Origin of the sequence: Brevibacillus sp. 1238 (assembly GCF_029892995.1) — a bacterium.
Lineage (GTDB): Bacteria > Bacillota > Bacilli > Brevibacillales > Brevibacillaceae > Brevibacillus > Brevibacillus parabrevis.
The window spans coordinates 38,895-61,816 of sequence record NZ_JARXWC010000003.1 but is presented as its reverse complement, the minus strand read 5'-3'; the positions used below and the strand labels follow the sequence as shown (position 1 = coordinate 61,816).

Here is a 22,922-nt window from a genome sequence, read left to right as displayed (position 1 = left end):
GCAACGATTATCACACTTCCCCATTATCCTTCAATATGAAAAGGTTGTCAAAAAAAACAGGCCCCGAACTGAGTGGCCTGCGCGTTTTATCCTATTCTTTTTCCTGTCTCTGATCAGGTCGGCACTCGCAGTTGCAAGCCGCATAAAGCGTTTTCACTGAGTTGCTCTCAAAATGCTCGATGATGGTCCCGCAAGTCTGACATACGATAGTTCCCATCTGTGTCCCCTCCGCATTGGATTCCTCATGAAATGTGATAACACATATCCTTCAATTCAACGTACTCTCATCTTAATATGCCACACCATTAGGAGTCAATACGGTAATTGCACACAAATTGAATTTAATTAGTATGTCATATTCGTTTTGGCGATTTCATCCAGCCAGTTGCCGATTTGCCGGAGTACATCCTCGCGCTCCGGCTCGTTCAGCACCTCGTGGCGCAAGCCTGGCAAACGCCGAAACGTTTTGTTTCCCTGTATGCCTTCGGCGAAGCGCTCGACAGCATCGGCATCGACGAGAGAGTCGTCACCTGCCTGGAGCACCAGCACAGGCACCGCAAGCTGTCCGCTTTGCGCAAAAGCCATGTTCATCGCTTTGTGCAATTCCTGAAACCACCGTACACTGACCTTTGGATAGTTGAGTGGATCGCTTTTGTAAGCAGCCTGAACCGCCACATCCCGCGAAACCATGTCAGGGGTGATCCCGTTGGCGATGGCAAGCGTCGGCCAAACGCGGTCGAGCAGACTCGCCACCCGCGCCTTCCACGCCGGAACCGCCAGCTTCAGCGCAAGGCACGGAGAAGTCAGGATCAGTCCCGTCAGCTCACGAGCGAGCTTCTCTTCCTGCACGAAGCGAGTCGCAATTAATCCGCCCAAGCTGTGCCCGAGCAAAAAGACGGGACGCTTTCCGGCGCTGTCTTGCAGGGCAAACGCCGTCCACTCCCGCACCCTTTGCAAATAATCGTCAAACGAGTCGATATGCCCCCTGATTCCCGGAGAGCGCCCCCAGCCTGGCAAATCTCCTGCATACACATCCCAGCCTTGCTGATTCAAAAAAGCGGCGACATGCTCATACCGCCCGTGGTGTTCTCCTGTTCCATGCACCAGCACGATTGCTCCTCTCGGCTCGCTGGCCGCCCATTTATGTACGTTCATCGATCTGGCCTCCTGTTCCTTATCCCGATTGTAAGCCGGGTCGCCCGCCTTCGTAAACAGGGTACTCCGCTTGCTTTCGAGACAGCCACGGCGCTCTAGCAAAAAAGACGGGCAGAAGATAAACTTCTGCCCGCCTGCTAGTACTGATTCTCTTCAAATGAAATGGTCGGTAGGTACTGTTGGAAAAATTCAGCGAGCGCCTGGGCTTCGCTTTCCGAGTCCAGTCGGAAAACTTTTTGCAAATATCCCGGCTTTACCGCATCCTCTGAACAGAGAAGGGTTGATTGCCCCGTTTGCATACAGACCACCAACGGCTTTCCATAAAACTTGTGTGTAAATACAATCCCAAAGTCGTGTCTGGTTCCCTCAGAAACAAATCCGAGAAAACGGACATTCGCGTTCTCAGAAACGTCGTATAAGTGTTCGTAGTGCTCCATCAGCAATCCCTCCTCATCTTGGTTTTCACTCCGGAAATATTTCAAAAATATTCGGAGTATTTAACAGTATACACGAAAATCGGCTTTTTTGCCACCCTCTGCTCCTTAACTAATCAGATGAGTAGGATTCATCACGCGATCTTCGCCCTCCTGAATCCATCTCACCTTCTCCGCTCCGTGCAGCGATTGGGCGACAAAGGAGAGGCATTCGAAGAACAATTCGACTACTGCTGTACTGTATCGTTCCTCCATTTTCTCCAGGGCATACGTCAATCTGAAAATTGATGGGACATTTCTTCTGCTTTCTTCCAAAACTTCTTTGCCTCGCTGGGTTGGGTACACATGGACGACCCGTCCGTCCAGCTCAGACTTTTCAATCGTCACCATCCCTTTCTCCATCAACTTTTTGATGTGAATGACGATCGAAGACGGGTGCCAGAAAGTCCAATCGGCAATTTGGGTGACACGCACTCCTTCATAACAGTAAATGATCCAGAGAATGTTTAACTGCACGGAGGAATCCAATTCGGCTTCCTTCGCCGCCCGCTCCCAGTCTTCCTTGTTTACCACATCAATGGCGCGCATCGTGTTCAATGCTTCAAATACGTGTCTAATCGAGGCCTCCTGCATGGGCTTACTCCTCCATGATCCTTTATCGTTCACTTATCGACTATATAAATAGTATTTATATTTTACACTTTTCAGAAAAGACGCGCAATTGTTTTCGTTTCGCAACTGTCTCATTGCCAAAGAGTGGAAGCAATGCTACACTAAACGCAGATATTCCCGGTACTAGGAGGGTGCAATCGTGAAACTTCAATCGGCCTACATCTATTTTGTGAATGGCTCTACCGCCCAATCTGCAACTATTGAAGACGTGAAAGCCAAGTTTACGCGATATATGGACATGACCGCTAAAACAGGGCAGCAACTCGGCTGGTCCTATCAAGAGGCAGCGTTTCCATACACCATAGAAGAACGTCCGGAAGGCAAGGAATCGTGGTTCCTCCTCAAGGGAAAAGACCCGAGCATGTACAAATCGATCGTGGTCGGAGTTGGCAGCGCCAACGAAGATGGCACCGAGAAGCATTACATCCAGATTTCGCTCCCGGAAGCTGCCACGAACGGAGACATGAACAAAGCCAACGAATACTGTCGTTACTTGGCCCGCGACTACAAGGCGGAGCTGCATTTGTTCAACAAACGCGTCCAATATTTTCAACCTCGCAAACCGTAACCATGAAGCAGCAGGCTCTGACCTGCTGTTTTTTTACGTCTGCATGCGTGCGCTGCTTTCCTCGCGGAGCTTTTTTCGCTGCGCCCGGCATAACATGGGTACAGATAGCCGAATTTGCCAGTACCCACCGCCAGAGGTCAGCGACGACGAAAGAGGTGAAAAGCGTATGGAGCCGCAAGCATTCATCGAGCTGGTGGCAGGCTCCGCCAGGCAGTCTTACTTGAATTATCACATTTTCCCTTCCATCACGATTGCGCAAGCCATTTTGGAATCAGGCTGGGGGCAAAAAGTGCCTGTTGATTCGACGACAGGCCGCTCCTCCTACAATTTGTTTGGCATCAAAGGCACAGGCCCCGCCGGATCGGTCACCACCGTCAGCAAGGAAGTCGTAAACGGGGAAACCGTGTCCCACCCATCCGAGTTCAAAGCTTACTACAACTATCAACAATCCATCGACGATCACGCCCAGTTTCTGCTCAAGCCCGCATACAAAAAAGTGCTGATGGCCCAGACGCCGCAGGAAGCTGCCCAGGCGCTGTCAAAAGCCGGGTATGCCACTGATCCGCAGTACGCCGACAAGCTGATTCGTTTGATTCAAAATTACAATTTGAGCGCCTACGATCAATTTACGCCTGAAGAGCCATCCCCTTATCCCCCCTGGAAGCTCGATCTCGGCAAACGGGCATTGCGCGAAGGTTTGATTACGTCGCCGGAATGGCTCGGCAAGCTGGATGAGCCGCTGCCTGCCTGGGCGGTCTTCGCTATCGCGCTTCGTCTGCTGGACAAACAGCGCCAAGTGCCATAAGCCATCCGCCGCAAAAATAAAAGCCCCGTTCCAGCCACACGAAAACGTGGGCCAGCGGGGCTTTTTCCTTATAAGAAAACGGGTACTACTTCCTATGCGGCTTCCTTGGATCACACATCCAAACAGCCAAATCAAACGAGCACGTTGATCAAATCATTTGAGATCTTGACAGCGAATAGAACCTTCCATCCACCATCCGAATGCCGAGATCGACGCAATATTCCAATCCTTGCGTGACTCCGTACAAAATCCATTCGGAAGAGCGGTGATTAATATCAAAATCAGTGTAAAGGTCTGTGCCATCGTTACGGATCTCTTTGCGCTCAGTCACGTCAAAAAGGCGCAGGACAAACGGCAGTTCGGCAAAAGGTATCGCAAATTTCTTCTCCACTTCCTGCTCGAACTCCTTCGTCATACTCCACTCTGCCTGAATCGAATGCTCATCTTTCCAGGCAATGTGTATACTCGGGCCTTCTACATCCGTGGACGATCGCGGGGGATTTGTCTCCATCTGCTCCCATCGTTCCTTTCTTTCATGTACTTGCTTTCAACATGTATATTGGTTTATTCAGTCTATTATACCATGTGACCAAGCCAAGTGGGAACGTTTCCAAGCCATTTAATTTATCGCCCTACCGTAAAAGTGTTTTCGCCTACTACGACATACGTAGGGAACTTCTCCGACTTCATTTGGACTTGCACCTTGTAATTGCCGTAGTCCTCCAGCTTGGTCGAAACAAACGGCTCGGCGAAATAGAAGCTGTTCGCGTTTTGCGTCGAATACTTCAGCTCTTTTCCTCTGCTTACTTCTTTGCCATCCGGTCCGATCAGAACCAGTTGTATACGCAAGTCTTTGGCGACGGGAGCTTCGTCCACTTCGACAAAGACGTTGAAGGTGCGCGGAACATTTTTGTCACTGTAGCCTTTGATCGGGTTGCTGAACACGATTGTTTTGTTGCGTGTCTGCTGAATCCCTTCCAGGACAATGATGTTTACATTGGGCTTGACTACTTGCAGCTTTCCTGTTTTCTGATCGTAATCGACGAATCCGCCAAGCTTATTGACCAACGATTCAATCGAATCAGCTTTGGAAGCCGGCATGTCACTCGCAATCGTTTCTGAGCCGACAAATACGCGCAACGCACCTTCTCCCAAAGCAGCGGTAGTCCCGACTCCCGCTACAGTCAGCGCCAACAAGGCCGATAACCATGCTTTTTTCATGTCATAATCCTCCTGTATGTGTGCGCGGCAGCGCTTGTTCTTCCGGAATTTCTTCTCTCTAGTTTATACGTGAAAAACGGCAAATAGTTGTGGTGCAAAGACAAGTTTTTTCAACAATATCCACAGAATCCACAAGCAACGGCCGCACAGGAAGAAAGACTTGTTCACCATTTTGTGAATAACCACTCCGGACTCTTGACAATGCGGGCATATGGCCGTCCGCACACTATTGGTATTGGCCGATAAAAAAAGAACGGCCAGCACAGCCGCTCTTCTTTTGCCGTCGCACGCTAGTCTTGCTGCGAAAGCCAGGTAAAATACCGGGAGACGAGACGAATCGCGACTTCGATCGCTTCCTCGCTCGGCTCGATTTTGGCATGATGCAAGCCGTAGGGGGTATGAACGCCCAGCCAGAACAAAAAGCCGGGAATCTCTTGCAGGAAGTAGCCGAAGTCTTCTCCGGTCATCGCTTCCTTGCAGGCGATCAGCGTCACATCCTCCCCATGCTCGCGAACCCAGTCCATGAACGCTGTCGTGAGCTTTTCTTCGTTGTACACCTGGCAGTAGCCCACGCCGTAGTCAATGGATGCTGTACAGTCGAAACCGGCCTCGATCCCTTTTACTAGCGATTCAATCCTCGCTTTGACCAGAGCCATGGACTCTGTCGAGAACGTGCGAATCGTCCCTTCCAGCCGCGCCTTCTCGGCGATGATGTTCTGCTTGGTTCCGCCCTCCAGCTTGCCGATGGTCACGACAGCGGAATCGAGCGGGTCGATGTTGCGCGAAATGATCGACTGTAGCTGCGTCACCAGATGGCTCCCGGCAACTACCATGTCATTTGCTTTGTGCGGGAACGCCGCATGTCCGCCTTTTCCGACCAAATCGATGTACAATTCGGACGTGTTCGCAAACAAAATGCCCGGCTTTGTAGCAATATGGCCCACAGGATACTCGGGAGCGATGTGCAGGGCAAAAATGCAGTCGGGCCGCCAGAGCGCAAACTCTTCGCTCTCCATCATCGGCAGGGCGCCGCCTGGCCCTTCTTCCGCCGGCTGAAACAGGAACAGCAGGTGATCTGCGATCGGCTGCTGCACAAAATGCGTCAGCAGCCCGAGAGCAATCGCCATGTGCATGTCGTGTCCGCACGCATGCATATACCCTTCATGCAACGAGCGAAACGGATAGGACGTCTCCTCTGCAATCGGCAAGCCGTCCATGTCAGTCCGCCAGGCAATCGTCCGCTTCGGATTGGTTCCGGCAACCTTGACCAAAATCCCGGTGCGCCATGTCTTGATCTCCAGCCGATCTTGCGGAAGCTTCTCCAGGTAATCGAGCAAATACTTTTGCGTTTTTACCTCTTGAAAGCCCGGCTCGGGAATTTGGTGCAGATCGCGGCGAATTTGGGTAAACAAAGATGTCGTCATCGCTTACGCCTCCCCTTTTGCCCCTTGAAGCTCAGCCAGTTCCGCTGCAAAGCTTTCCAGGAAACGGTCTACGTCTTCCTTGGTCAAAGTGAGCGGCGGCAGCAAGCGAACAATCGTTTTTTGCGTCACATCCACGAGAACTCCCCGATCCAGCATGGCTTGCTGCAAGCGGCTGACCTCTTCGGGAGCAGCACTGAGCGGGATTCCCACCATCATGCCTTTGCCGCGCAGCGCCTGAAGCTGTTCCGGGAGGCGCTCACGCAGTGCTTCCAGTCCAGCCCACAGGTAGGCAATCACTTCGTCTACGCTCGCTGCAAATGCGGGATCGAGCAGTTCGTCCAGCACGACATTGCCCAAAGCAGCCGAAAGCGGAGACGGCGCAAAAGTCGTGCCGTGATCTCCCGGCTTGAACTGGTTCATCAGCTTCGTCCCGGCAATGACGCCACCGAGCGGAAGTCCGCCGCCTACTCCTTTGGCAAACAGGATCAAATCTGGCGTCACGCCTGCGTGCTCGTAGGCAAACAGTTTTCCCGTCCGTCCCATGCCTGTCTGGATTTCATCCATGGCAAACAGCATGCCTTCCTCTTGGCAAATGGTCGCCACCTCGCGCAAAAAGTCTACAGACAAAGGCACGACACCCCCGGAGCCAAGAACAGGCTCCATCAGGACGGCTGCTGGCTTTGCCTCGCGACAGATGGCGCGCAATCCGGCTGTGTCCTCCGGATCAAGCTCGTACACGGGAAAATCCGGCTGCGGAAAATCTTGATAGACGTGCGCTTGCCTGGTCAGCCGAACGGCGCCCAGCGTCCTGCCGTGAAAACTGTTGCGCAAGACGACGATCCCTTCGCGTCCCGCTCCGTCGGTCTTCGTCCATTTGTGAATCATTTTGATCGCGGACTCGGTCGCCTCTGCGCCGGAATTGGTGAAGAACACTTTTCCCGGGATCGTCTGCTCGACCAGCCGCTTGGCCAACAGGATCGCCGGCTGGTTCAAAAATACGTTGGAAATGTGCAGGAAACGTTCTCCCTGATCGCGCAGCGCCTGAACAATCCGCGGGTGGGAGTGGCCCAGCACATTGACTGCCAGGCCCGTAAACAGGTCCAAATACTTGTTGCCCGCTGTATCGTACAGGTAGTTTCCTTCCCCTTTGGCGATCGCGATAGGCAAACGTTTATAAGAAGAGACGATGTATTGTTCGTCGAGCGTACGCCAGTCCATGTGAGCTCTCTCCCCTACAGCTGACGTAGCTCCTGCTTGATCTCCGTCTTGGAGCGAGTTTTGTCGTCGATTTGTTTGATGACACGAGCAGGTGTGCCCGCAACAACCACGTATGGCGGCACATCCTCAATCACGACCGCGCCTGCTGCTACGACCGCGCCTTTTCCTACGCGAACGCCTTCGAGGATAACCGCATTGGCACCGATCACGACATCGTCTTCGACAACAACCGGCTGTGCGGAAGGCGGCTCAATAACGCCTGCAATGACAGAACCAGCGCCGATGTGGCAATTTTTCCCGATTGTACCGCGTCCACCTACAACCACGTTCATGTCGATCATCGTGCCTTCGCCAATTACCGCGCCAATATTGATCGAAGCTCCCATCATGATCACCGCGTTGTTTCCGATGGTAACCTGGTCACGGATGATCGCGCCCGGCTCGATGCGAGCCTGGATGCCTTTTGTATCGAGCAATGGAATCGCGGAATTGCGGCGGTCGCTTTCTACCACGTAGTCCTCGATTTTGTCGGCGTTTGCAGCCAAAACAGGCTCGATCTCTTTCCACTCGCCAAAGACGACGCCAGTAGAGCCAGTGATGAACGTTTTTGCGCTGGCACCGAAGTCAATGCCCTCCAGATTGCCTTTCACGTATACTTTCACAGGTGTTTTCTTTTCGCTTTTTTGAATAAACGCGATAATTTCATTTGCATCCATCATGTTCACAGGTAAATCCTCCTTTTTGATCAAAACCTTGCCTTGTTTAAATTGACTAAAAAAAGCAATGAGTGCATTCGCTATCTCATTGCTTTCCAAACTGCCCAAGCAAATCGTAAATAGCGCTCCACAAGAAGACAATCGTCTTTTGTGACAGGATGTTCATTGTTCATGAGCCACCCCAGCCGCTGCTGTTCGAGGGGAACAACAACCGCTTCGGCGCTTTAGCCTTTCCTCCTTTTCCCGCCCCCCGGCAGATGACGAAAAGATGTACTATTCTTCGGCGCACCTCTATTTAGACTTCCAATATTATAATTTCATTTAACTCTACCAAAATCATTCCCATGTGGCAACAGCTTTATAGAAAGAAAAAAAATCGTTGACAACGAGAATCATTTTCATTATCTTATTTTTGTGAGAATGATTTTCATTATCTTATTTGGAGGGTTTCAACCTTATGAGCCGCATTTTGATGGTTTACGCAAGCATGACTGGAAACACACAAGAGATTGCTGAAGCGATTGCTGAGGGTATTCGATCCACAGGAAAAGAGCTGGAGATAAAAGAAGTGATGGACGCAACAGCCAAGGAGCTTGAGGACTACGATGGCATCCTGCTCGGCGCTTACACTTGGGGCGACGGCGATCTTCCGGACGAGTGCCTGGACTTCTACGAAGAGATGGACGACATCGATCTGACTGGCAAAAAAGTAGTCGCATTCGGTTCCTGCGATTCCGCTTACGAGCACGTTGGCGCTGCCGTAGATACTCTCTTGAAAAAGGCGAGCGAGCGCGGTGCGGAAACACCACTTGAAGGCTTGAAAATCGAGCTGTCCCCTACAGCGAAAGAAGTGGAAACCTGCAAGGCGTTTGGCGTTTCTTTCTCCGAATTGCTGGGCTAAGACCAGAAGGCCGCTGAAAAGAAAAAGCCTTTCCACTTAAATCAAGTCATGGTACAATGTCGATCCGACTTTTTCCAGGGAGGATTGATATCATGACGCTACATACAGAAACGGTCTATCTGCGACCTCTGGGCATGGACGACGCAGCCGAGCTTCTTGAGCTTCGGCTGCGTAATCATGCTTTTTTGCAACCTTTTGAACCGATTCGGTCGTCTTCCTTTTTGACGCTCACGGGCCAACAGGAACAAATCGCCCAGGCGGAAAAAGACTTTGCCGCTGGCACAGGCTACGCTTTTGGCGTCTTTCTGCGCGAAACGGACGACATGATCGGCCGTGTTGCCCTGTCAAACGTCGTACGCGGCGCCTGGCAAAACGCAACCATCGGTTACTTCATGGATCAAAGCTGCAACCAAAAAGGCTACACGACAGCCGCCGTCAGGCTCGCTCTCGCTTTCGCCTTTCAAGAAGCCGGTTTGCACCGCGTGCAAGCCGCTGTCATGCCTCGCAATACGGCCTCTATTCGCGTTTTGGAGAAAAACGGTTTTCGCAAGGAAGGGTTGTCCTTGCACTACTTGCAGATCAACGGCGTGTGGGAAGATCATCTGATTTTCGCGCTGACAGCCGAAGACCTGGCTTAATCACGCTGCGCTGTTTCCTGTGCCCGCAATCGCTCCAGGATTCGCCGCTTGCGGTAAAGCATTCTCCCCGCTTCGGCGACATCCTGTACGGTTGAACGATTCAAGTACGCTCCGAACAAAATACCCGCAATCGGCACCAGCTGAAACAGCTTTTTCCACCCGAAATTTTCGGTGTACGTCACGACGACCTCCCGCCAGCCTTGCAATTGCGCGATGACGTCTTTCTGCGCAGTTGGCTCGTCAAACCGGGAAAGCTCAGCCAGGATCGCTTTTTTCCCGACAATATCCGAGGAAGCAAATTGAAGACACTTGACCACGAACAGGCGCTCTCGCTTTTCTTCTGGCCGATATCCGTAGCAGAGGGCCATTTCTTGCAATACTTTCAACGAGGTGCCCAAAAGCAACGGAATGTCGATAGCCAATGTAAAAATTCCGCCGATCCCCGTCGTCGCACCTTGCACCGTGGCAAAAGTCGCCCGCGACTCTTTCAGATTAAGAGCCACTTCATCCATGAGCACAAGCGGCGCTCCTGCGACCTCTTCTGCTCGCGGCTGCCTCGAACCGGATTGCTCCTGCTCAAGCCGCTGAGCGAACTTGCTGTAAATCGCCGCATCCGAAACGAGATACGTCCCTCCCGTTTCAAGAAATGCCGCCATCTCGTCTACTGCCGTTCCCAGCTTATCCCTGACGAAATTGGGCGTTATTTTATCCAGCCAGACGAAAGGAAGCCTGCCCAGCTTTTCCCAAAACCACAAGTCGTTTTGATCTTTCTCCCATGCTTCTACCGCTGCCAGCTCCTGCTGCAAATATGCTCTCGACTCCATCTGTCCCAATCCCTCCCACACCTTTCCGCTCTTCTGTTTCTATTGCTCGCCGCGCTTTTGCTTCCATAAACACTGATTGCGAAGCAGCTGTTTGATATGCTCCTGCAACTGCTCAGGCGTGGAAAAGCGTGCAAATTCCTTACTGTCTGTTACGATTCCCAGCTTCAAATGTTTCACTTGCTCCCCTTCGATGCAAAAACCGAACTGTTTCAGAATGGCGATCTGTTCACTGGTCATCTCGCTTGCCCTCCCCTTTGAGCACTTTTCCCAACAAAAACCCCCCTGCCAATTGCAAGGGGGACGTTTGCTTATTTCACTTCTACTTTCAGAGACATGGTTTCATTTCGTTCCTGGACGTTCAAGTCTTTCACGTATTTTTTGTCTTTTAGCACAAGCGAGCAAGTCTTGTACGTAAGATGGTTGGTCACCTTGATTGTGTAGACGCCTGCTTTTCCGTCGTTGTCCTCGATAATTTGCCGCAAATCGAGGGATGACATTCCCTCATCTTCGTATTCATCATCCGGGTCTGACTCGAAAAGCGCGATTTCCTGTCCTTCATAAAACACTTGAACCGTGTTGTCGGATGAAATCGTCGCTCCAACAGTCGTCTGATTGGAGCCAACTGGCGTCTCTCCGTACGTCCAGACGAGGTTCGGCATGTAGTAAGCCGTGCCGTTGCGTCCCGTTCCATCCCGCAGCTTTTTGTTTCCGCTGCGTTTTGCGTACGTAGCTTTTAGCCGCAGCTCTCTGTCATTGTCCAGCTCTGCCAAGGAATTGACTGAAATGGTCTGCCCGTCGCGATATTCCTTGCCGCGATTGTTGATCAACAGCAGCGGCGATTGGGTAGGAGCCAAGCCTGATTCATCCTTGTCGCAGGCGGGGACAGCCGGGATTGGCCGGACATCTTCAATTACTTGAATATAGCCGCACCACGACTGGCGAGGCTCCCGCTTGCTGTAATAGTTCACCTTGAGTCGGCCTGGCTTGTAGCTGGACAGCAGGAGCGCTGTATGATCCCAGTTCAGCTTCGATTCATCCACCACCACGTTGTCAACGGCCCAGAAGCCCGGCCCTTCGTCGTCTGACGCTTCACTGCCATGCTCCACATGCTCCGCCGCTGTCGCCAGCCAGATCACATGTACAGGTCTTTGGTAAAGCTTCACGGTAATATCGGACGAGGACAAATTTTCCCGCTCGACCATCATCGAGGATTGCGCATTTTGCTGCATCAGCACATCCATCGTCGCAGTTGCACTCGCTGAATCACACGAGTTGGGCGCACCGGGAACCTGAATTTTTACTTCCGTTGCTGAGCTGCCCCAGATGTTGTCAGGATTGGTTGTCTGATTCGGCTCAAAAGTGACCGTCATCGTCATTCCCGCCATCATTTCCGGAATCGCCACCTCGAAATGCTGGGAGTCGGTCAAAGTCTGTCCTGTCCCATTCGCCGACCAGCGTCCGGCAACGGGAGAATACAGCGGAACCACTCCCGGAGCCGCAGGGGCAGAGATTTGCTGGCCTTGCGAGAGCTTTTGACCATTGGCGTCCGTTCCCATGTACAGTTCCGCCATGCCGACGCGAATATTTGTCGTCCAGATGCTCATGCTCATGTCATCGGGAGTGAACACGAGATCGTATTCTCCATTTGCCAGCGTTCCCGTCGCAAAAACGGTTCCCGGTACCGCTTTTAGCTCGGCACCTGTTGCTTTGTTGGTCATTTTCCACGTTCCCGGAACCGTGCTGGCAAAATTCGTAGAGCCCATCATGCCGAAAATAACTGTCTGACGGCCGGCTGGAACTTCCTCGCCCTCAGCCTTCTCCCCTTCAAAAACGCTCGGGTAGTTTTGCGCTTCTACTTGAAAGCGCACATGCACGGTGCTTTTCTGCCCTTTGGCATCTGATACGACAAACGTGAGTGTATGCAGGCCAGCCGTCAATTTGGCAGCCGGAATGGAAAAGCGGGGAACTTGCCAACGGAACGTGCTTTGCGAAGACTGCTGTTCGGCCTGGTACTCCGGCATGGCAACACCGTCAAGCATCACCTCGCTTTTATTGAGGTTCGTGCCGCTACCATACGTCGTTTGCAGCAGGTCGATATCGAGAGGAGTATCTGGCGGAAGGATAAATTCGTCATTTTTTACCCAGTTCCACCCTCCTGAATCCTGGCCAGCCACTTGATAGTCGTTAAAGATAATCATATTGTGAACAGGCTGCGAAACGGGCTTTGCTACTTGGCTGTTTTTCTTCATAGATGTTGCAGCCCCTGCTCCCATGGCTGGCGGAGCCGATACTCCCGACAAAAAGGTGCCAGTAGCCAGACACACAAGAAGTGCTTTTACAACCCATTTTTTCACGGAATATTCTCTACCTTTCTTTGCATTCGCTGTAGTGTTTCCACTCGTCTTTCTTCGACAAAATGAGCCTGATTTCCTGTGCCGTTTGAAAAAATTCCGCGCCATGCACATAGGTAAAAACTATTCGTTTGATCATTTTTATAGATTTGATTTATACCTATAAAACTGGTAAAACAAGAGAAAAGGAGGGAGACAGATGAGTCTCACGAATCAATGGAATGCCAAGCTCTACGATGACAAGATGAGTTTTGTGTCCGCTTATGGCAAAGGACTTTTGGAGTGGCTTTCCCCCGTGCCCGGCGAAAACATTCTCGATGTAGGCTGCGGCACCGGGGATTTGAGCGCGCAACTGGTAGAGGCTGGCGCCAAGGTGACAGGCATCGACTTTTCCGCAAGCATGATCGAGACAGCCAAACAAAAATATCCACAGATTGCCTTTTCCGTAGCCGACGCCCACTCCTATCAGTCAAACGAGCTGTATGACGCTGTTTTTTCCAATGCGGCGCTGCACTGGATGAAAAAGCCGCAGGAAGTGATTCAGTCTGTCTGGCAGCTGCTCGTTCCCGGCGGACGCTTCGTTGCCGAGCTTGGCGGAAAAGGCAACTGCGAATACATCCTCCAAGCTTTGCGGATCGCATTGAGTCGGCACAATATTTCGGCAGATGAGCGCTCTCCCTGGTATTTTCCAAGCACCGGCGAGTACACTGCCCTTTTGGAAAAGCAAGGCTTTCGCGTCACACTGGCCTCCCACTTCGACAGACCAACCACCCTGCCAGATGGCGATCAGGGGTTACAGCATTGGCTGGATTCCTTTTGCAGCCCTTTTTTCGCGGGACTGTCCGCGCAAGCGAGGACGGACATCCGCGAAGAGGTAACGGAGCTGCTGCGCCCGGCGCTTTTCCACGCTGGCAGCTGGGTCATGGACTACAAGCGACTGCGCTTCATCGCCCGCAAGGAAGCCACGCCAACCTCTTTGCAGCCGGATGCCAGCCGATGAAGCGAATTGCCTGCTTGCACGCGCACCATTCGAATATTGCGCTTTTAGCCGATGCCTTCGCCGCGTTCGACGTCGAACTTGTTCATTTCGTCGATCCGGGCATTCTTTTGCAAAGCACAGGAGCTGTTGCCCTTGCAATTGAGCAGGCGCACGCGAAACTGCGCGACCATTTGCAGTGGATGAGTCGATGTTCGGCAGACGCCGTGATCATCACCTGCACCCAGTACGCTTCTTACCTAACCCCAGAAGACGAGGCCAGCTTCGCGGTTCCCATTTTCACCATAGACGGCCCGCTTCTTCAGGAGCTGTCGCTTGATCCCGGTGCGAAGCTGCTTTTGTTCAGCAACCCGGCCACAGTCGAGCCGACCATGAACCGCTTGCGGAGCTACGCGCAAGCAGCCGGGAGCGATCCCGCAATCGAGCTTCACATCATCGCAAATTCGTTTGACCTGCTGATGGCAAACAGACAAGAAGCATACTACGCCAAAATAAAGGAAGCGCTCCATCACCTTCAACTTGCCCGCCCTGGCATAGCCTTGGCAGCGGCGCAGCTGTCCATGGGTCCGGCAGTTGAGCAGTTCAGCCGCGAGACTGGCCAGCTGGTGGCTCATCCTTTGAAAAGCTTGACCTCAAACGTCTGCGAGAGACTTTCATTGACCCGCTATCGCTAAAAAAGACAACAGCCAACGCGATCCGTTTGCAAGACGGGTACACAAGGCTGTTGTCTTTTCTCGTTGCATCTCGTGCTGTAATCCTTACATGCCTTCCGGATTCATCATCAATACTTCTTCGCCTTCATTCAGGCCATTGACAATCTCTACAAAGTCCGCGCCTTCCAGTCCGATCTCAATTTCTTTCGGTGTCGGCTCTCCAGACGACGGGTCTTTGACCATGACGGTTGCATGTCCTGCTTCCATGACCTCAACGGCATTCAGCGGCAATCGCTTCACGTTGTCTTTTTGCCCGACGTAAATATCGCAGTCACCCGTCATGCCGTGCTTCATATCGGCAGCCTCGCTCAACTCCACCTTGACGGCGAAGCGAACAGACTTGTCCTCTTTTGTCCCTTCTTTCGGAAGCTCGGTGACTTTCCCTTTGAACGGCTTGTTGCCAAAAGCATTCAAGTAAACATCTACGCTTTGGCCGAGCTTGATCGCTGGAATATCCATCTCATCTACCGCAGCTACAAAGTAAACAGAGGAAGTATCCATAATAACGGCAACTGGCTCAGAACCAGGGGTTTCGCCTTCTTTGACATTCAGCTTCGTGATGACCCCGCTGATCGGCGCTTCCACTTGCTTTTTGGCGATTTCCCGCTTTTTCTGCTCCAGGTTCAGCAGCGCTTCTTTCAAGGAAAGCTCTTTGTCTTTCAGTTCCAGCTCGGAATCGGTCAAATCCATTTTGAACAAAAGCTGTCCGCTTTTGACTTCGTCTTCCTTGTCAATCTCCACTTTTCCGATCTTGCCATGCGTTCCGGCCAAAATCTCCATTTCATCCGACAATTCAAACGGAGTGGCTTGCTGACTCATGTACAGCACCCCTTTAGGGTCTGTGTACTGAACTTGCCCGATATCTCCTGCGTAGAGTGCACCCGGCTTCTTGACCAGCACTTCGACGTCGTGAACGCCACCCACGCCTTTTTCCTTTTTCCCGATCTTGTCGACCTTCGTCACCACTCCATCCACATAATAGAGAGAGGCGGTGACAAACACCTTCACAGGCTGGCCGACGCGGAACTGATCCGCTTCAAACGCCGTAAACTTCCCGACAATCTTCAAATTGTCGGTGTTGACCAGCTTCGCTACAACCGTGTCAGGAGTAACCGAGTCTCCTTCTTTTACGAGCAGTTCTTTCACCTTCCCGGCTTTGTTGGAGACAATCCGGTCTTTCTTGTTTTTCAGCTCACTCAACTCTTTTTGCGAGCGGGTGATCCCCAGCTCCAGCTTTTGCAATTCAAGCTGGGCGTCCATGCTGTCTACGGTAAACAGCACGTCGCCTTTTTTCACCGCTTGTCCTTCTTTCACGAGCAGTTTCTGCACCTTGCCGCTGCTCTCGGAACGGACTTCCTCACGCGCTTTTGCTTCCACGGTCCCGGAAGAGAAAATCGTTTTCTTCACTTCCCCTACATCTACGACAGCCGTCGGGAAGGAAGGCTCTTCTGCCGGCGGTTCTTCTGCCACCGTGTTTTGCGACTGGTAGTATGCGTAGCCACCGTAGCCGCCCCCTCCCAGAACGACCACGATTGCTGCCAGTATGATCCATTTTTTCTTGTTCATCTTCGTTCCCCACATTTCTTATTCTGATCGAATCGCTTGAAGTGCGCTTAAACGGGAAGCCCGAATAGCCGGGAAAATCCCTGCGAGCAAACCGATAACAAAGGAGAAGCCGATGGCAAACAGTGCCAGCCAGGCTGGAATGACTGCCAATTTGCTCGGTTCGCCTTCCGGTCCGCCTCCGCCATACCCCATGTTCAAACTGTCCATGATGCCGCCCGAGGCTCCGAAATAATTCACCAGTTCTACAGCGCCCCAGGCCATGCCAAGTCCGGCCAATCCACCGATCAGACCGATAAAGCCCGACTCCATCAGGAACAGCCAGCGAATGTTGAATACCGTTGCGCCAATCACTTTCATGATGCCGATTTCTTTCGTTCGCTCCAAAATCGACATGATCATCGTATTGACGATCCCGATCGTGGCTACCAGCAAGGAGATCGCCGCGATACCGCCCAAGACCATCTGAATCACGAAGAAAAATTTGTTGATCGTTTCCAGCTCGCGCGCTGGCGACCAGACTTCGTAGCCTTTTTCTTTCAAGGCTTTGACAACGCTCTCTACCTGCTCGCGCGATTCCACCTTGACGGTCATCTGGTCAAATTCGAACGTGTCTTTCTTCGCTTGCTCGCGCGTACGGCGCGGTGAGCCTTCATCGCTCTCGTTGCCCCGGCTGCGGTTGACCCAATCGTTCAGCTCTTTGACGACACTGAGCGGCACGTACACAGCGCTGGAGTATCGGAAGTTTTCCGATTTGCGCAACTGTCCGACGACTCTCACCCGCAGTTCTTTTTTCTCAAACTTCGGTTCGTCGTCGATGCGGTATTCCCGCGTCAAAACGAGTGTGGCCGCTTTGTCGACGATGTTGAAGGCTGCTCCCTCGCCACCGCCGCCCATCATATCCGGCGGCATGTCGGACTGCCTGCCGCCTCCGGAATTTCGTCTGCGCGCCTCGCGTTTTTCTTTTTCCACATCGCGCATTTCTCTTGGAACATCGTACGCCACAACAACTTCCTGCGGAGAGCCTGTCAAATAGTTCCCTTTTTCCACATCGTTTTTCCGGTAGGCAGCCGATTCATTCACGTCTACCCCTACCAGCTCCACGTAGCCCTCGCGCCTGCCTACTTTGAGCTTCGCCTGCTCGTTCAGCCGCTTGACGGGCATGACGCTGGCGATTCCCGGGATCTTTTTCAGTTCTTGCACGGCTTCCATGTTCAGCCTCTTGCGCTGGTCATCCGGGATCGGCTCGTCCTTTTCCTGATTGTAATACATCGGCTCGACGTCCATTTCCGTCAGGTTCCCGAAGTTTTCCAAGCTTTTCACAGCGCTTTCCTTCAGGCCCAGACTGAGCGCCATCATGGCAACAATGGCCGCCGTTCCGATCATTACACCGACGGACGTCAGAGCCGTCCGCAGCTTCATTCGCCACAGATTTCTCCAGACGATGCGAAACGAATCTATTACCTTCACAATATGTTCACCTCATACCCTCGCCTACGCTGGTCTCGTCCTTTTTTGTACAACCCGGCCGTCTTGCAAGTAAATCACGCGGTCGGACTGTTCTGCTACTTCCTGCTCATGGGTAACGATGATGAACGTAGTCCCATTTTCCTTGTTCATTTCCCTCATAAGATGAAGGATTTCTTGCTCCGTCTTCGAATCGAGATTCCCCGTCGGTTCGTCAGCCAAAATGATATCCGGCTGGTTGACCAGCGCTCTCGCAATACTGACACGCTGCTGCTGACCACCGCTCAGCTCGTTTGGACGGTGATGAATCCGCCCATCCAGCCCGACGCGATTCAAAATCTCCGTCGCTTTCGCCCGACGCTTCTTGACGCTTTCGCCCGCGAAGATCAGCGGAAGCTCCACGTTTTCCAGCGCAGTCAGGTTGGGCAGCAAATTGTACGACTGGAAAATGAAGCCCATGTTTTTGCGCCGAAACAGACATAACTGGTTTTCGCTAAACTTGGAGATCTCCTCTCCGCTTACCGTCACACTTCCTTCTTCCGGCTTGGTCAGGCCCGCGAGCAGATTCAGCAGTGTGGACTTCCCTGAACCGGACGAACCGCACAGAGCCACAAACTCGCCGCGGTTGATGTGCAGGTTAATATCAAACAGTACGGGCACCCTGAGTTTCCCTGTTCCGTAGCTGTGATTGACCCCGGTTACTGTCAGCTCTCCTTTTGTGTTGGCCATCTTTTACAGCACCTCATTCGTTCATTTCTCATACTAAAGACGCAAAAACGTTCAAAACGTAACGGCTTTTTGAAAAACAATTTTTCCCTTGTTTTGTTACAAAAAAGATGCAAGATCTTCAAAATCATGTAACAAACGCGTAACCAACTGCTGCCAAATCCGTACTACAATAAGAGAGTGAAGAAAACACGGAGGGTCGATGACCGATGACAATCTACCGCTTTTTATTTGAAACCGCAACGCGCAGATGGGTGGAAATCATCAAGGCACCAAGCATGTTTGAAGCAGCGAAGCAAGCCAAACAGCTCGCTACCAAGCGCTCCCGCACTCTGTCCACGCCAATCAGCTTTTCCTTCCACCACGCTGCTTCCAATTAATTGCATACACACATCTGCAACCGCTCCTCATCTCGGGGAAGCGGTTTTTTATTTGTGGAGATATTATTGACATCGCCGTTTTTTTCCTCTTAATATAGAGGGAGACATTACAGTGCATGACAGTAAAGATCTGCATTCACTTCGCTGCTGCACATAAGGGAGATAATCAAAATGACCATGAAAAAAGCACTCACGATTGCAGGCTCCGATACCAGCGGCGGAGCTGGACAACAAGCAGACCTCAAAACGTTTCAGGAGCTTGGCGTATTCGGATTGACAGCGCTTACTGTCATCGTGGCCCAAGACCCGCACAACAACTGGAACCATGAAGTGTTTCCGATCGATGTGGCCATCCTCGAAAAGCAGATCGAGACGGTACTGGCCGGAATCGGCGTAGACGCAGCAAAAACGGGCATGCTCGGTACAACCGAACTGGTAGAGCTTGCTAGCCGCAAAATAGAACAATACCAATTGAAAAACGTTGTCGTTGACCCGGTGATGATCTGTAAAGGCGCTGAAGCGCTCCACCCGGAAATCGCCATCAGCTTGCGTGAAGTTCTGCTTCCGCGTGCGACTGTGGCAACCCCGAACTTGTTCGAGGCGGGCATCCTCAGTGAGATGGGCGCGCTGAAAAGCGTTGATGATATGAAAGAAGCGGCAAAACGCATTCATGACTTCGGCACCGCTTACGTTGTCGTAAAAGGCGGCACCAAGCTGGAAGGCGGCCATGCCGTCGACGTTTTCTATGACGGCCAATCTGTTGAAGTGCTTGAGTCCGAGCGCATTGACACTACGTTTACCCACGGAGCAGGCTGCACATTCTCGGCTGCGATTTGTGCCGAGCTGGCAAAAGGCAACTCCGTGCGCGGAGCCGTTGCTGTCGCGAAAGATTTCATTACAGAAGCGATTCGCCACTCCTTTGCCCTCAATCAGTACGTCGGTCCAACCGACCATGGCGCGTATCGCCGCAAACAGCAAGCCTAAGCTTTTGCGCAAACAAAAAACTCCTGACCAGACGAAGCATATGCCTCGGAACTGGTCAGGAGTTTTTTCGTTCACGTTCACGCCTGCTTTTTGATCGCCACTTCCTGTTTGATCGGAGCAGCGGCCGTTTTTTTGCGCATCGAGCTTGCGGTAAAAATGATCAGCGCAGACCAGATGCAGGCAAAACTGATCAAATGCGTGGTTGTAAACGGTTCTTTATAAAGGAAGACGGCCGTGAGCAAAGAAATCGTCGGAGACAAATACTGGATGAAACCGACAATTGACAGCGGCAAGCGCACGGCAGCCTGTGCAAACCAGTACAGCGGCATCGCAGTCGCAACTCCTGCGAGCGCAAGCAGCAACATTTGCCACCAGGCGAGAGTCGCGATCGTCTCCGTTCCGTTCGCCTGGAGCATAAGCAAATAGCCGAGAGCGATTGGAGCGACAAACAAAGTCTCCCAGGCAAGCCCGATCATCGCTTCTTGCTTTACGAGCTTTTTCGCCAGACCGTAAAATGCGAACGTCACGGCTAAAGAGAGCGCGATCCACGGAACTTCGCCGTATTGAAAGGTGACAAACAGGACGCCACAGGCTGCCAGAATGAGCGCAACCCACTGCCCTGCGTGCATTTTTTCTTTTAAAAAGATGACGCCGAGCAACACGGTAAACAACGGGTTCATGTAATAGCCGAGGCTTGTTTGCATGATCTGGTTGTTATTGACCGCCCAAATGTAAATCAGCCAGTTCGCACTGATCAGAAGCGAACAAATGGCAAGAGCCGCGAACATCTTCCCCCCGGTTACCGAGCCCCACATCGTCTTCCAGCGTTTCGTTACCTGAATAATGATTGCGACAAAAAGAACGGACCAGACGATGCGGTGAGCGAGGATTTCCCATGCACCCATTGACTGAAACAGCTTCCAGTACAGAGGGAGCAAACCCCATGCAAAATACGCCGCAACCGCATAAAAGATCCCCTGTTTCATTTTTTCTGCCTCCACCGAGTTTGCCATGTGCCACACATATAGAGTAGTGTACCGGAATTGCCGCCAAACGGCTATGTATTCATGCTCAATATAAGCGTTTCAGATACTTTCCTTCGCTACCATAGTAGTGAGTTACCTAGATAGTTGATTACCTCAGTAACACAATAAAGCAAAGCTAAATTTTTCATTGTACCATTTTTCTTACTGGTGTACAATAGGCATTATTCAACCGAGTTTAGTCATAAGAAAGGAATTTTTACCTATGACATACTGGCGTTCTGTTCTGTTCGTTTTGTTTGGCGCATGCAGCTATGGCGTGTTGTCGCTGTTCATGAAACACGCATTTGCCCTGGGCTTCACTCCCTATGAAATGAGCGGAAGTCAACTGGTTTTCGGCGGCTTGATCATGATTGTGGCGGCCTTGTTCTTCTCGCGGGAACGATTCCAGTTCAAATACTTGCTGATCCTCGCGCCTGTCAGTCTGATGATGGCTTCTACCAGCATTTTTTACCATCAGGCTGTCAGCCGCGTGTCTGCTTCGCTCGCGATCGTCCTGTTGTTCCAATTCACCTGGATCGGGGTTTTGCTCGAATCCGTGGTCGATCGCAAGTGGCCGTCAGCTGCCAAATGGGTTTCGCTGCTCATGCTGGGAGGGGGAACGGTGCTCGCCAGCGGGCTTAGCGAAGGCGGCTTGCAAAACGTGAGCGTCACTGGCCTGATTTACGGACTGCTGTCTGGCGCTACCTTTGCCCTGGTCATTTTCTTCAGCGGCCGCGTCCTGCCCGGCATGAATCCTTACTTGCGCAGCGCGATTACGATCAGCATGGCTGCCGTCATGTTGTCCATCGTCTATCCGCCAACGTTTTTGCTCAACGGACGCCTGCTGGAAGGTCTGCTGCCGCTCGGCTTGCTGGTCGCTGTATTCGGCTCCGTCATCCCGATCTTTTGTCTGGCTGTAGGCGTACCCCGGATCGGCAACGGGCTTGCGACGATTTTGAGCGCAGTCGAATTGCCGACGGTCGTTCTCTTGTCCAGCTTCGTGTTGCATGAAACAGTTACTCTCTCCCAGTGGAGCGGCGTTCTGATGATCCTGGCTGCCATCTGCGTGCCGCAAATCAAATGGCGCAAACTGTTTGCTCCGTCGCATGTCCTGGAGAAAAAAGGAATGTAACCGAAAAAGCGTGTCAGTCCACCGGGGACTCGGCACGCTTTTTTCTGTGAAACACGTCTCGACGTTTTGCATGAACGGGGATGTGAGCGCTTGCGGTTAACAGTTCTCTCTCTTTTCTAGCTGATAGGAAATCGGGGTGGTCGCATGGAATGGTATGAAGAGATTGCGATTCCTACATGAAGGAGGCTTGTGAAAAGATGACGCTTGCCGTTATGCCGATTTTTCGCATTTTTGACGAAGCAAAAGCGAAGGAATTTTACGTCGACTTTCTCGGATTTCAGGTCGATTGGGAGCATCGCTATGAGGACAATTTTCCGCTGTACATGCAAGTCTCCTCGCCTGACTGCGTGCTGCATCTGACTGAGCATCACGGAGATGCGTGCCCGGGTGCAGCGATCCGCGTGCAGGTCGAGGACATCGAGCTGCTTCACCAGACACTGGCTGGCAAGTCGTACAAATACGCCCGGCCGGGTTTGGAAAAGACGTCATGGGGAACGCATGAAGTGTCTGTGACAGACCCTTTTGGCAACCGGATTCACTTTTTCCAGCCGCATCCTTTTCCGTAAGCTGGGGAGAAGCTGTTTCCCGCGAAAAGACGAGAACACAAAAAAGCCCAGCCAGGCTCGTGCAAGAACCTGCTGGGCTTTTCCCTTTTGCTGTATGGGGCGATCGATGGGACTTGAACCCACGAGTGCCGGAGCCACAATCCGGTGCGTTAACCCCTTCGCCACGACCGCCATGGACACAATCAGATCAGGTAGCGGCGGAGGGAATCGAACCCCCGACCTTTCGGGTATGAACCGAACGCTCTAACCAGCTGAGCTACACCGCCAAACGCTATGGAGCGGGTGATGGGAATCGAACCCACGCGACCAGCTTGGAAGGCTGGAGTTCTACCATTGAACTACACCCGCAAAACAAAGGCACGTCCACTCGCACGCTTCTGCGACCTACTCGCCAGCGCAAGTGGCTTTGCGAACTTCTGGCTCATCTTTGCGCCCAGAGGTT

At 52.1% G+C, this 22,922-nt stretch carries 26 protein-coding genes, 3 tRNA genes and 1 riboswitch; of the genes, 10 read left to right on the top strand and 19 right to left on the bottom strand.

Translation table 11 applies throughout. The features are described 5' to 3' along the window. Window positions 1-91: 91 nt before the first annotated feature. The 4 genes from M2298_RS07855 to M2298_RS07840 form a co-directional block, all read right to left on the bottom strand. Window positions 92-217 carry a GapA-binding peptide SR1P gene (locus M2298_RS07855; protein WP_083955739.1) on the bottom strand — a complete coding sequence of 42 codons (126 nt, stop codon included), beginning with the start codon at window positions 215-217 and terminating at the stop codon, window positions 92-94. A gap of 128 nt (window positions 218-345) precedes the next feature. Beyond that, the gene (locus tag M2298_RS07850; protein WP_173597015.1) at window positions 346-1,155 is read right to left on the bottom strand and encodes an alpha/beta hydrolase; all 810 of its coding nucleotides are present in this window, start codon (window positions 1,153-1,155) and stop codon (window positions 346-348) included. Window positions 1,156-1,292: 137 nt separating this feature from the next. Beyond that, a complete protein-coding gene (locus tag M2298_RS07845; protein ID WP_063229717.1) occupies window positions 1,293-1,592 on the bottom strand; it encodes a DUF3055 domain-containing protein in 300 nt (99 codons plus the stop codon). Between the two features lie 105 nt (window positions 1,593-1,697). After that, complete coding sequence (locus tag M2298_RS07840; RefSeq protein WP_122964949.1) at window positions 1,698-2,222, bottom strand: MarR family winged helix-turn-helix transcriptional regulator; 525 nt, start codon at window positions 2,220-2,222, stop codon at window positions 1,698-1,700. A gap of 178 nt (window positions 2,223-2,400) precedes the next feature. Between M2298_RS07840 and M2298_RS07835 the strand changes: the two genes are divergently transcribed. Together M2298_RS07835 and M2298_RS07830 are read left to right on the top strand one after the other, a co-directional pair. Continuing rightward, window positions 2,401-2,829: a DUF1885 family protein gene (locus M2298_RS07835; protein ID WP_122964948.1), complete on the top strand. Its 429-nt coding sequence runs from the start codon at window positions 2,401-2,403 to the stop codon at window positions 2,827-2,829. Between the two features lie 166 nt (window positions 2,830-2,995). Then, the gene (locus M2298_RS07830; RefSeq protein WP_122964947.1) at window positions 2,996-3,634 is read left to right on the top strand and encodes a glycoside hydrolase family 73 protein; all 639 of its coding nucleotides are present in this window, start codon (window positions 2,996-2,998) and stop codon (window positions 3,632-3,634) included. Between the two features lie 148 nt (window positions 3,635-3,782). Here M2298_RS07830 and M2298_RS07825 read toward each other — a convergent pair whose 3' ends face one another. From M2298_RS07825 to dapD, 5 genes are all read right to left on the bottom strand, one after another. Further along, the gene (locus tag M2298_RS07825; protein WP_063229721.1) at window positions 3,783-4,145 is read right to left on the bottom strand and encodes a DUF4912 domain-containing protein; all 363 of its coding nucleotides are present in this window, start codon (window positions 4,143-4,145) and stop codon (window positions 3,783-3,785) included. 113 nt (window positions 4,146-4,258) lie between these two features. Next, a complete protein-coding gene (locus tag M2298_RS07820; RefSeq protein ID WP_173597014.1) occupies window positions 4,259-4,855 on the bottom strand; it encodes a hypothetical protein in 597 nt (198 codons plus the stop codon). 290 nt (window positions 4,856-5,145) lie between these two features. Next, the gene (locus M2298_RS07815; protein WP_122964945.1) at window positions 5,146-6,279 is read right to left on the bottom strand and encodes an N-acetyldiaminopimelate deacetylase; all 1,134 of its coding nucleotides are present in this window, start codon (window positions 6,277-6,279) and stop codon (window positions 5,146-5,148) included. Between the two features lie 3 nt (window positions 6,280-6,282). Further along, the gene (locus tag M2298_RS07810; protein WP_122964944.1) at window positions 6,283-7,497 is read right to left on the bottom strand and encodes an aspartate aminotransferase family protein; all 1,215 of its coding nucleotides are present in this window, start codon (window positions 7,495-7,497) and stop codon (window positions 6,283-6,285) included. A 14-nt stretch (window positions 7,498-7,511) separates the two neighbouring features. Beyond that, window positions 7,512-8,222, bottom strand: coding sequence for a 2,3,4,5-tetrahydropyridine-2,6-dicarboxylate N-acetyltransferase (gene dapD / locus M2298_RS07805; protein WP_173597011.1), 711 nt, complete (start codon window positions 8,220-8,222; stop codon window positions 7,512-7,514). 103 nt (window positions 8,223-8,325) lie between these two features. Continuing rightward, a riboswitch (Lysine riboswitch) is annotated at window positions 8,326-8,515 on the bottom strand. Between the two features lie 155 nt (window positions 8,516-8,670). On the opposite strand from dapD, the gene M2298_RS07800 reads away from it, so the two are divergent. Together M2298_RS07800 and M2298_RS07795 are read left to right on the top strand one after the other, a co-directional pair. Further along, window positions 8,671-9,114: a flavodoxin gene (locus M2298_RS07800; RefSeq protein WP_063229726.1), complete on the top strand. Its 444-nt coding sequence runs from the start codon at window positions 8,671-8,673 to the stop codon at window positions 9,112-9,114. A gap of 92 nt (window positions 9,115-9,206) precedes the next feature. After that, window positions 9,207-9,752 (top strand): GNAT family N-acetyltransferase, encoded by a 546-nt coding sequence (locus tag M2298_RS07795; RefSeq protein WP_173597010.1) that lies wholly within the window; start codon window positions 9,207-9,209, stop codon window positions 9,750-9,752. Here the strand turns inward: M2298_RS07795 and M2298_RS07790 are convergent. The 3 genes from M2298_RS07790 to M2298_RS07780 form a co-directional block, all read right to left on the bottom strand. Next, on the bottom strand, window positions 9,749-10,576 hold the full coding sequence (locus M2298_RS07790) for an EcsC family protein (protein WP_217021565.1): 828 nt from the start codon (window positions 10,574-10,576) through the stop codon (window positions 9,749-9,751). The two genes, M2298_RS07795 and M2298_RS07790, sit on opposite strands and share 4 nt — an antisense overlap. 39 nt (window positions 10,577-10,615) lie before the next feature. Continuing rightward, on the bottom strand, window positions 10,616-10,813 hold the full coding sequence (locus tag M2298_RS07785) for a hypothetical protein (RefSeq protein WP_217021567.1): 198 nt from the start codon (window positions 10,811-10,813) through the stop codon (window positions 10,616-10,618). Between the two features lie 71 nt (window positions 10,814-10,884). Continuing rightward, window positions 10,885-12,930, bottom strand: coding sequence for a hypothetical protein (locus tag M2298_RS07780; RefSeq protein WP_173597008.1), 2,046 nt, complete (start codon window positions 12,928-12,930; stop codon window positions 10,885-10,887). Window positions 12,931-13,126: 196 nt separating this feature from the next. Between M2298_RS07780 and M2298_RS07775 the strand changes: the two genes are divergently transcribed. Together M2298_RS07775 and M2298_RS07770 are read left to right on the top strand one after the other, a co-directional pair. Next, a complete protein-coding gene (locus tag M2298_RS07775) occupies window positions 13,127-13,927 on the top strand; it encodes a class I SAM-dependent methyltransferase (RefSeq protein ID WP_217021568.1) in 801 nt (266 codons plus the stop codon). After that, entirely contained in the window at window positions 13,924-14,598 is a 675-nt protein-coding gene (locus M2298_RS07770) for a hypothetical protein (protein WP_280648416.1), read from the top strand. Before M2298_RS07775 ends, M2298_RS07770 begins: the two co-directional genes overlap by 4 nt. Before the next feature lie 84 nt (window positions 14,599-14,682). Here M2298_RS07770 and M2298_RS07765 read toward each other — a convergent pair whose 3' ends face one another. From M2298_RS07765 to M2298_RS07755, 3 genes are read right to left on the bottom strand one after another with little or no spacing between them, the layout of a single operon-like run. Then, window positions 14,683-16,203, bottom strand: a complete 1,521-nt coding sequence (locus M2298_RS07765; protein WP_173597005.1) for an HlyD family secretion protein — start codon at window positions 16,201-16,203, stop codon at window positions 14,683-14,685. Window positions 16,204-16,221: 18 nt separating this feature from the next. Beyond that, a complete protein-coding gene (locus M2298_RS07760) occupies window positions 16,222-17,670 on the bottom strand; it encodes an ABC transporter permease (protein ID WP_122964935.1) in 1,449 nt (482 codons plus the stop codon). Between the two features lie 24 nt (window positions 17,671-17,694). Next, the gene (locus M2298_RS07755) at window positions 17,695-18,396 is read right to left on the bottom strand and encodes an ABC transporter ATP-binding protein (protein WP_122964934.1); all 702 of its coding nucleotides are present in this window, start codon (window positions 18,394-18,396) and stop codon (window positions 17,695-17,697) included. Window positions 18,397-18,602: 206 nt separating this feature from the next. On the opposite strand from M2298_RS07755, the gene M2298_RS07750 reads away from it, so the two are divergent. Then, complete coding sequence (locus tag M2298_RS07750) at window positions 18,603-18,773, top strand: hypothetical protein (protein WP_167470319.1); 171 nt, start codon at window positions 18,603-18,605, stop codon at window positions 18,771-18,773. Window positions 18,774-18,944: 171 nt separating this feature from the next. Further along, the gene (gene pdxK, locus M2298_RS07745) at window positions 18,945-19,757 is read left to right on the top strand and encodes a pyridoxine/pyridoxal/pyridoxamine kinase (RefSeq protein WP_122964933.1); all 813 of its coding nucleotides are present in this window, start codon (window positions 18,945-18,947) and stop codon (window positions 19,755-19,757) included. 77 nt (window positions 19,758-19,834) lie between these two features. On the opposite strand, the gene rarD is transcribed toward pdxK, so the two are convergent. Then, window positions 19,835-20,743, bottom strand: coding sequence for an EamA family transporter RarD (rarD, locus tag M2298_RS07740; protein ID WP_173597004.1), 909 nt, complete (start codon window positions 20,741-20,743; stop codon window positions 19,835-19,837). A gap of 262 nt (window positions 20,744-21,005) precedes the next feature. Here rarD and M2298_RS07735 point away from each other — a divergent pair, with 262 nt between their 5' ends. Both M2298_RS07735 and M2298_RS07730 read left to right on the top strand, forming a co-directional pair. Beyond that, complete coding sequence (locus M2298_RS07735) at window positions 21,006-21,914, top strand: EamA family transporter (RefSeq protein ID WP_122964931.1); 909 nt, start codon at window positions 21,006-21,008, stop codon at window positions 21,912-21,914. Window positions 21,915-22,111: 197 nt separating this feature from the next. Beyond that, window positions 22,112-22,480, top strand: a complete 369-nt coding sequence (locus tag M2298_RS07730) for a glyoxalase superfamily protein (protein WP_122964930.1) — start codon at window positions 22,112-22,114, stop codon at window positions 22,478-22,480. A gap of 95 nt (window positions 22,481-22,575) precedes the next feature. Here the strand turns inward: M2298_RS07730 and M2298_RS07725 are convergent. The 3 genes from M2298_RS07725 to M2298_RS07715 form a co-directional block, all read right to left on the bottom strand. Next, window positions 22,576-22,651 (bottom strand) — tRNA-His (locus M2298_RS07725). Window positions 22,652-22,672: 21 nt separating this feature from the next. After that, window positions 22,673-22,746, bottom strand: a tRNA-Met gene (locus M2298_RS07720). Between the two features lie 8 nt (window positions 22,747-22,754). Then, window positions 22,755-22,828 (bottom strand) — tRNA-Gly (locus tag M2298_RS07715). Between the last annotated feature and the right edge of the window lie 94 nt (window positions 22,829-22,922).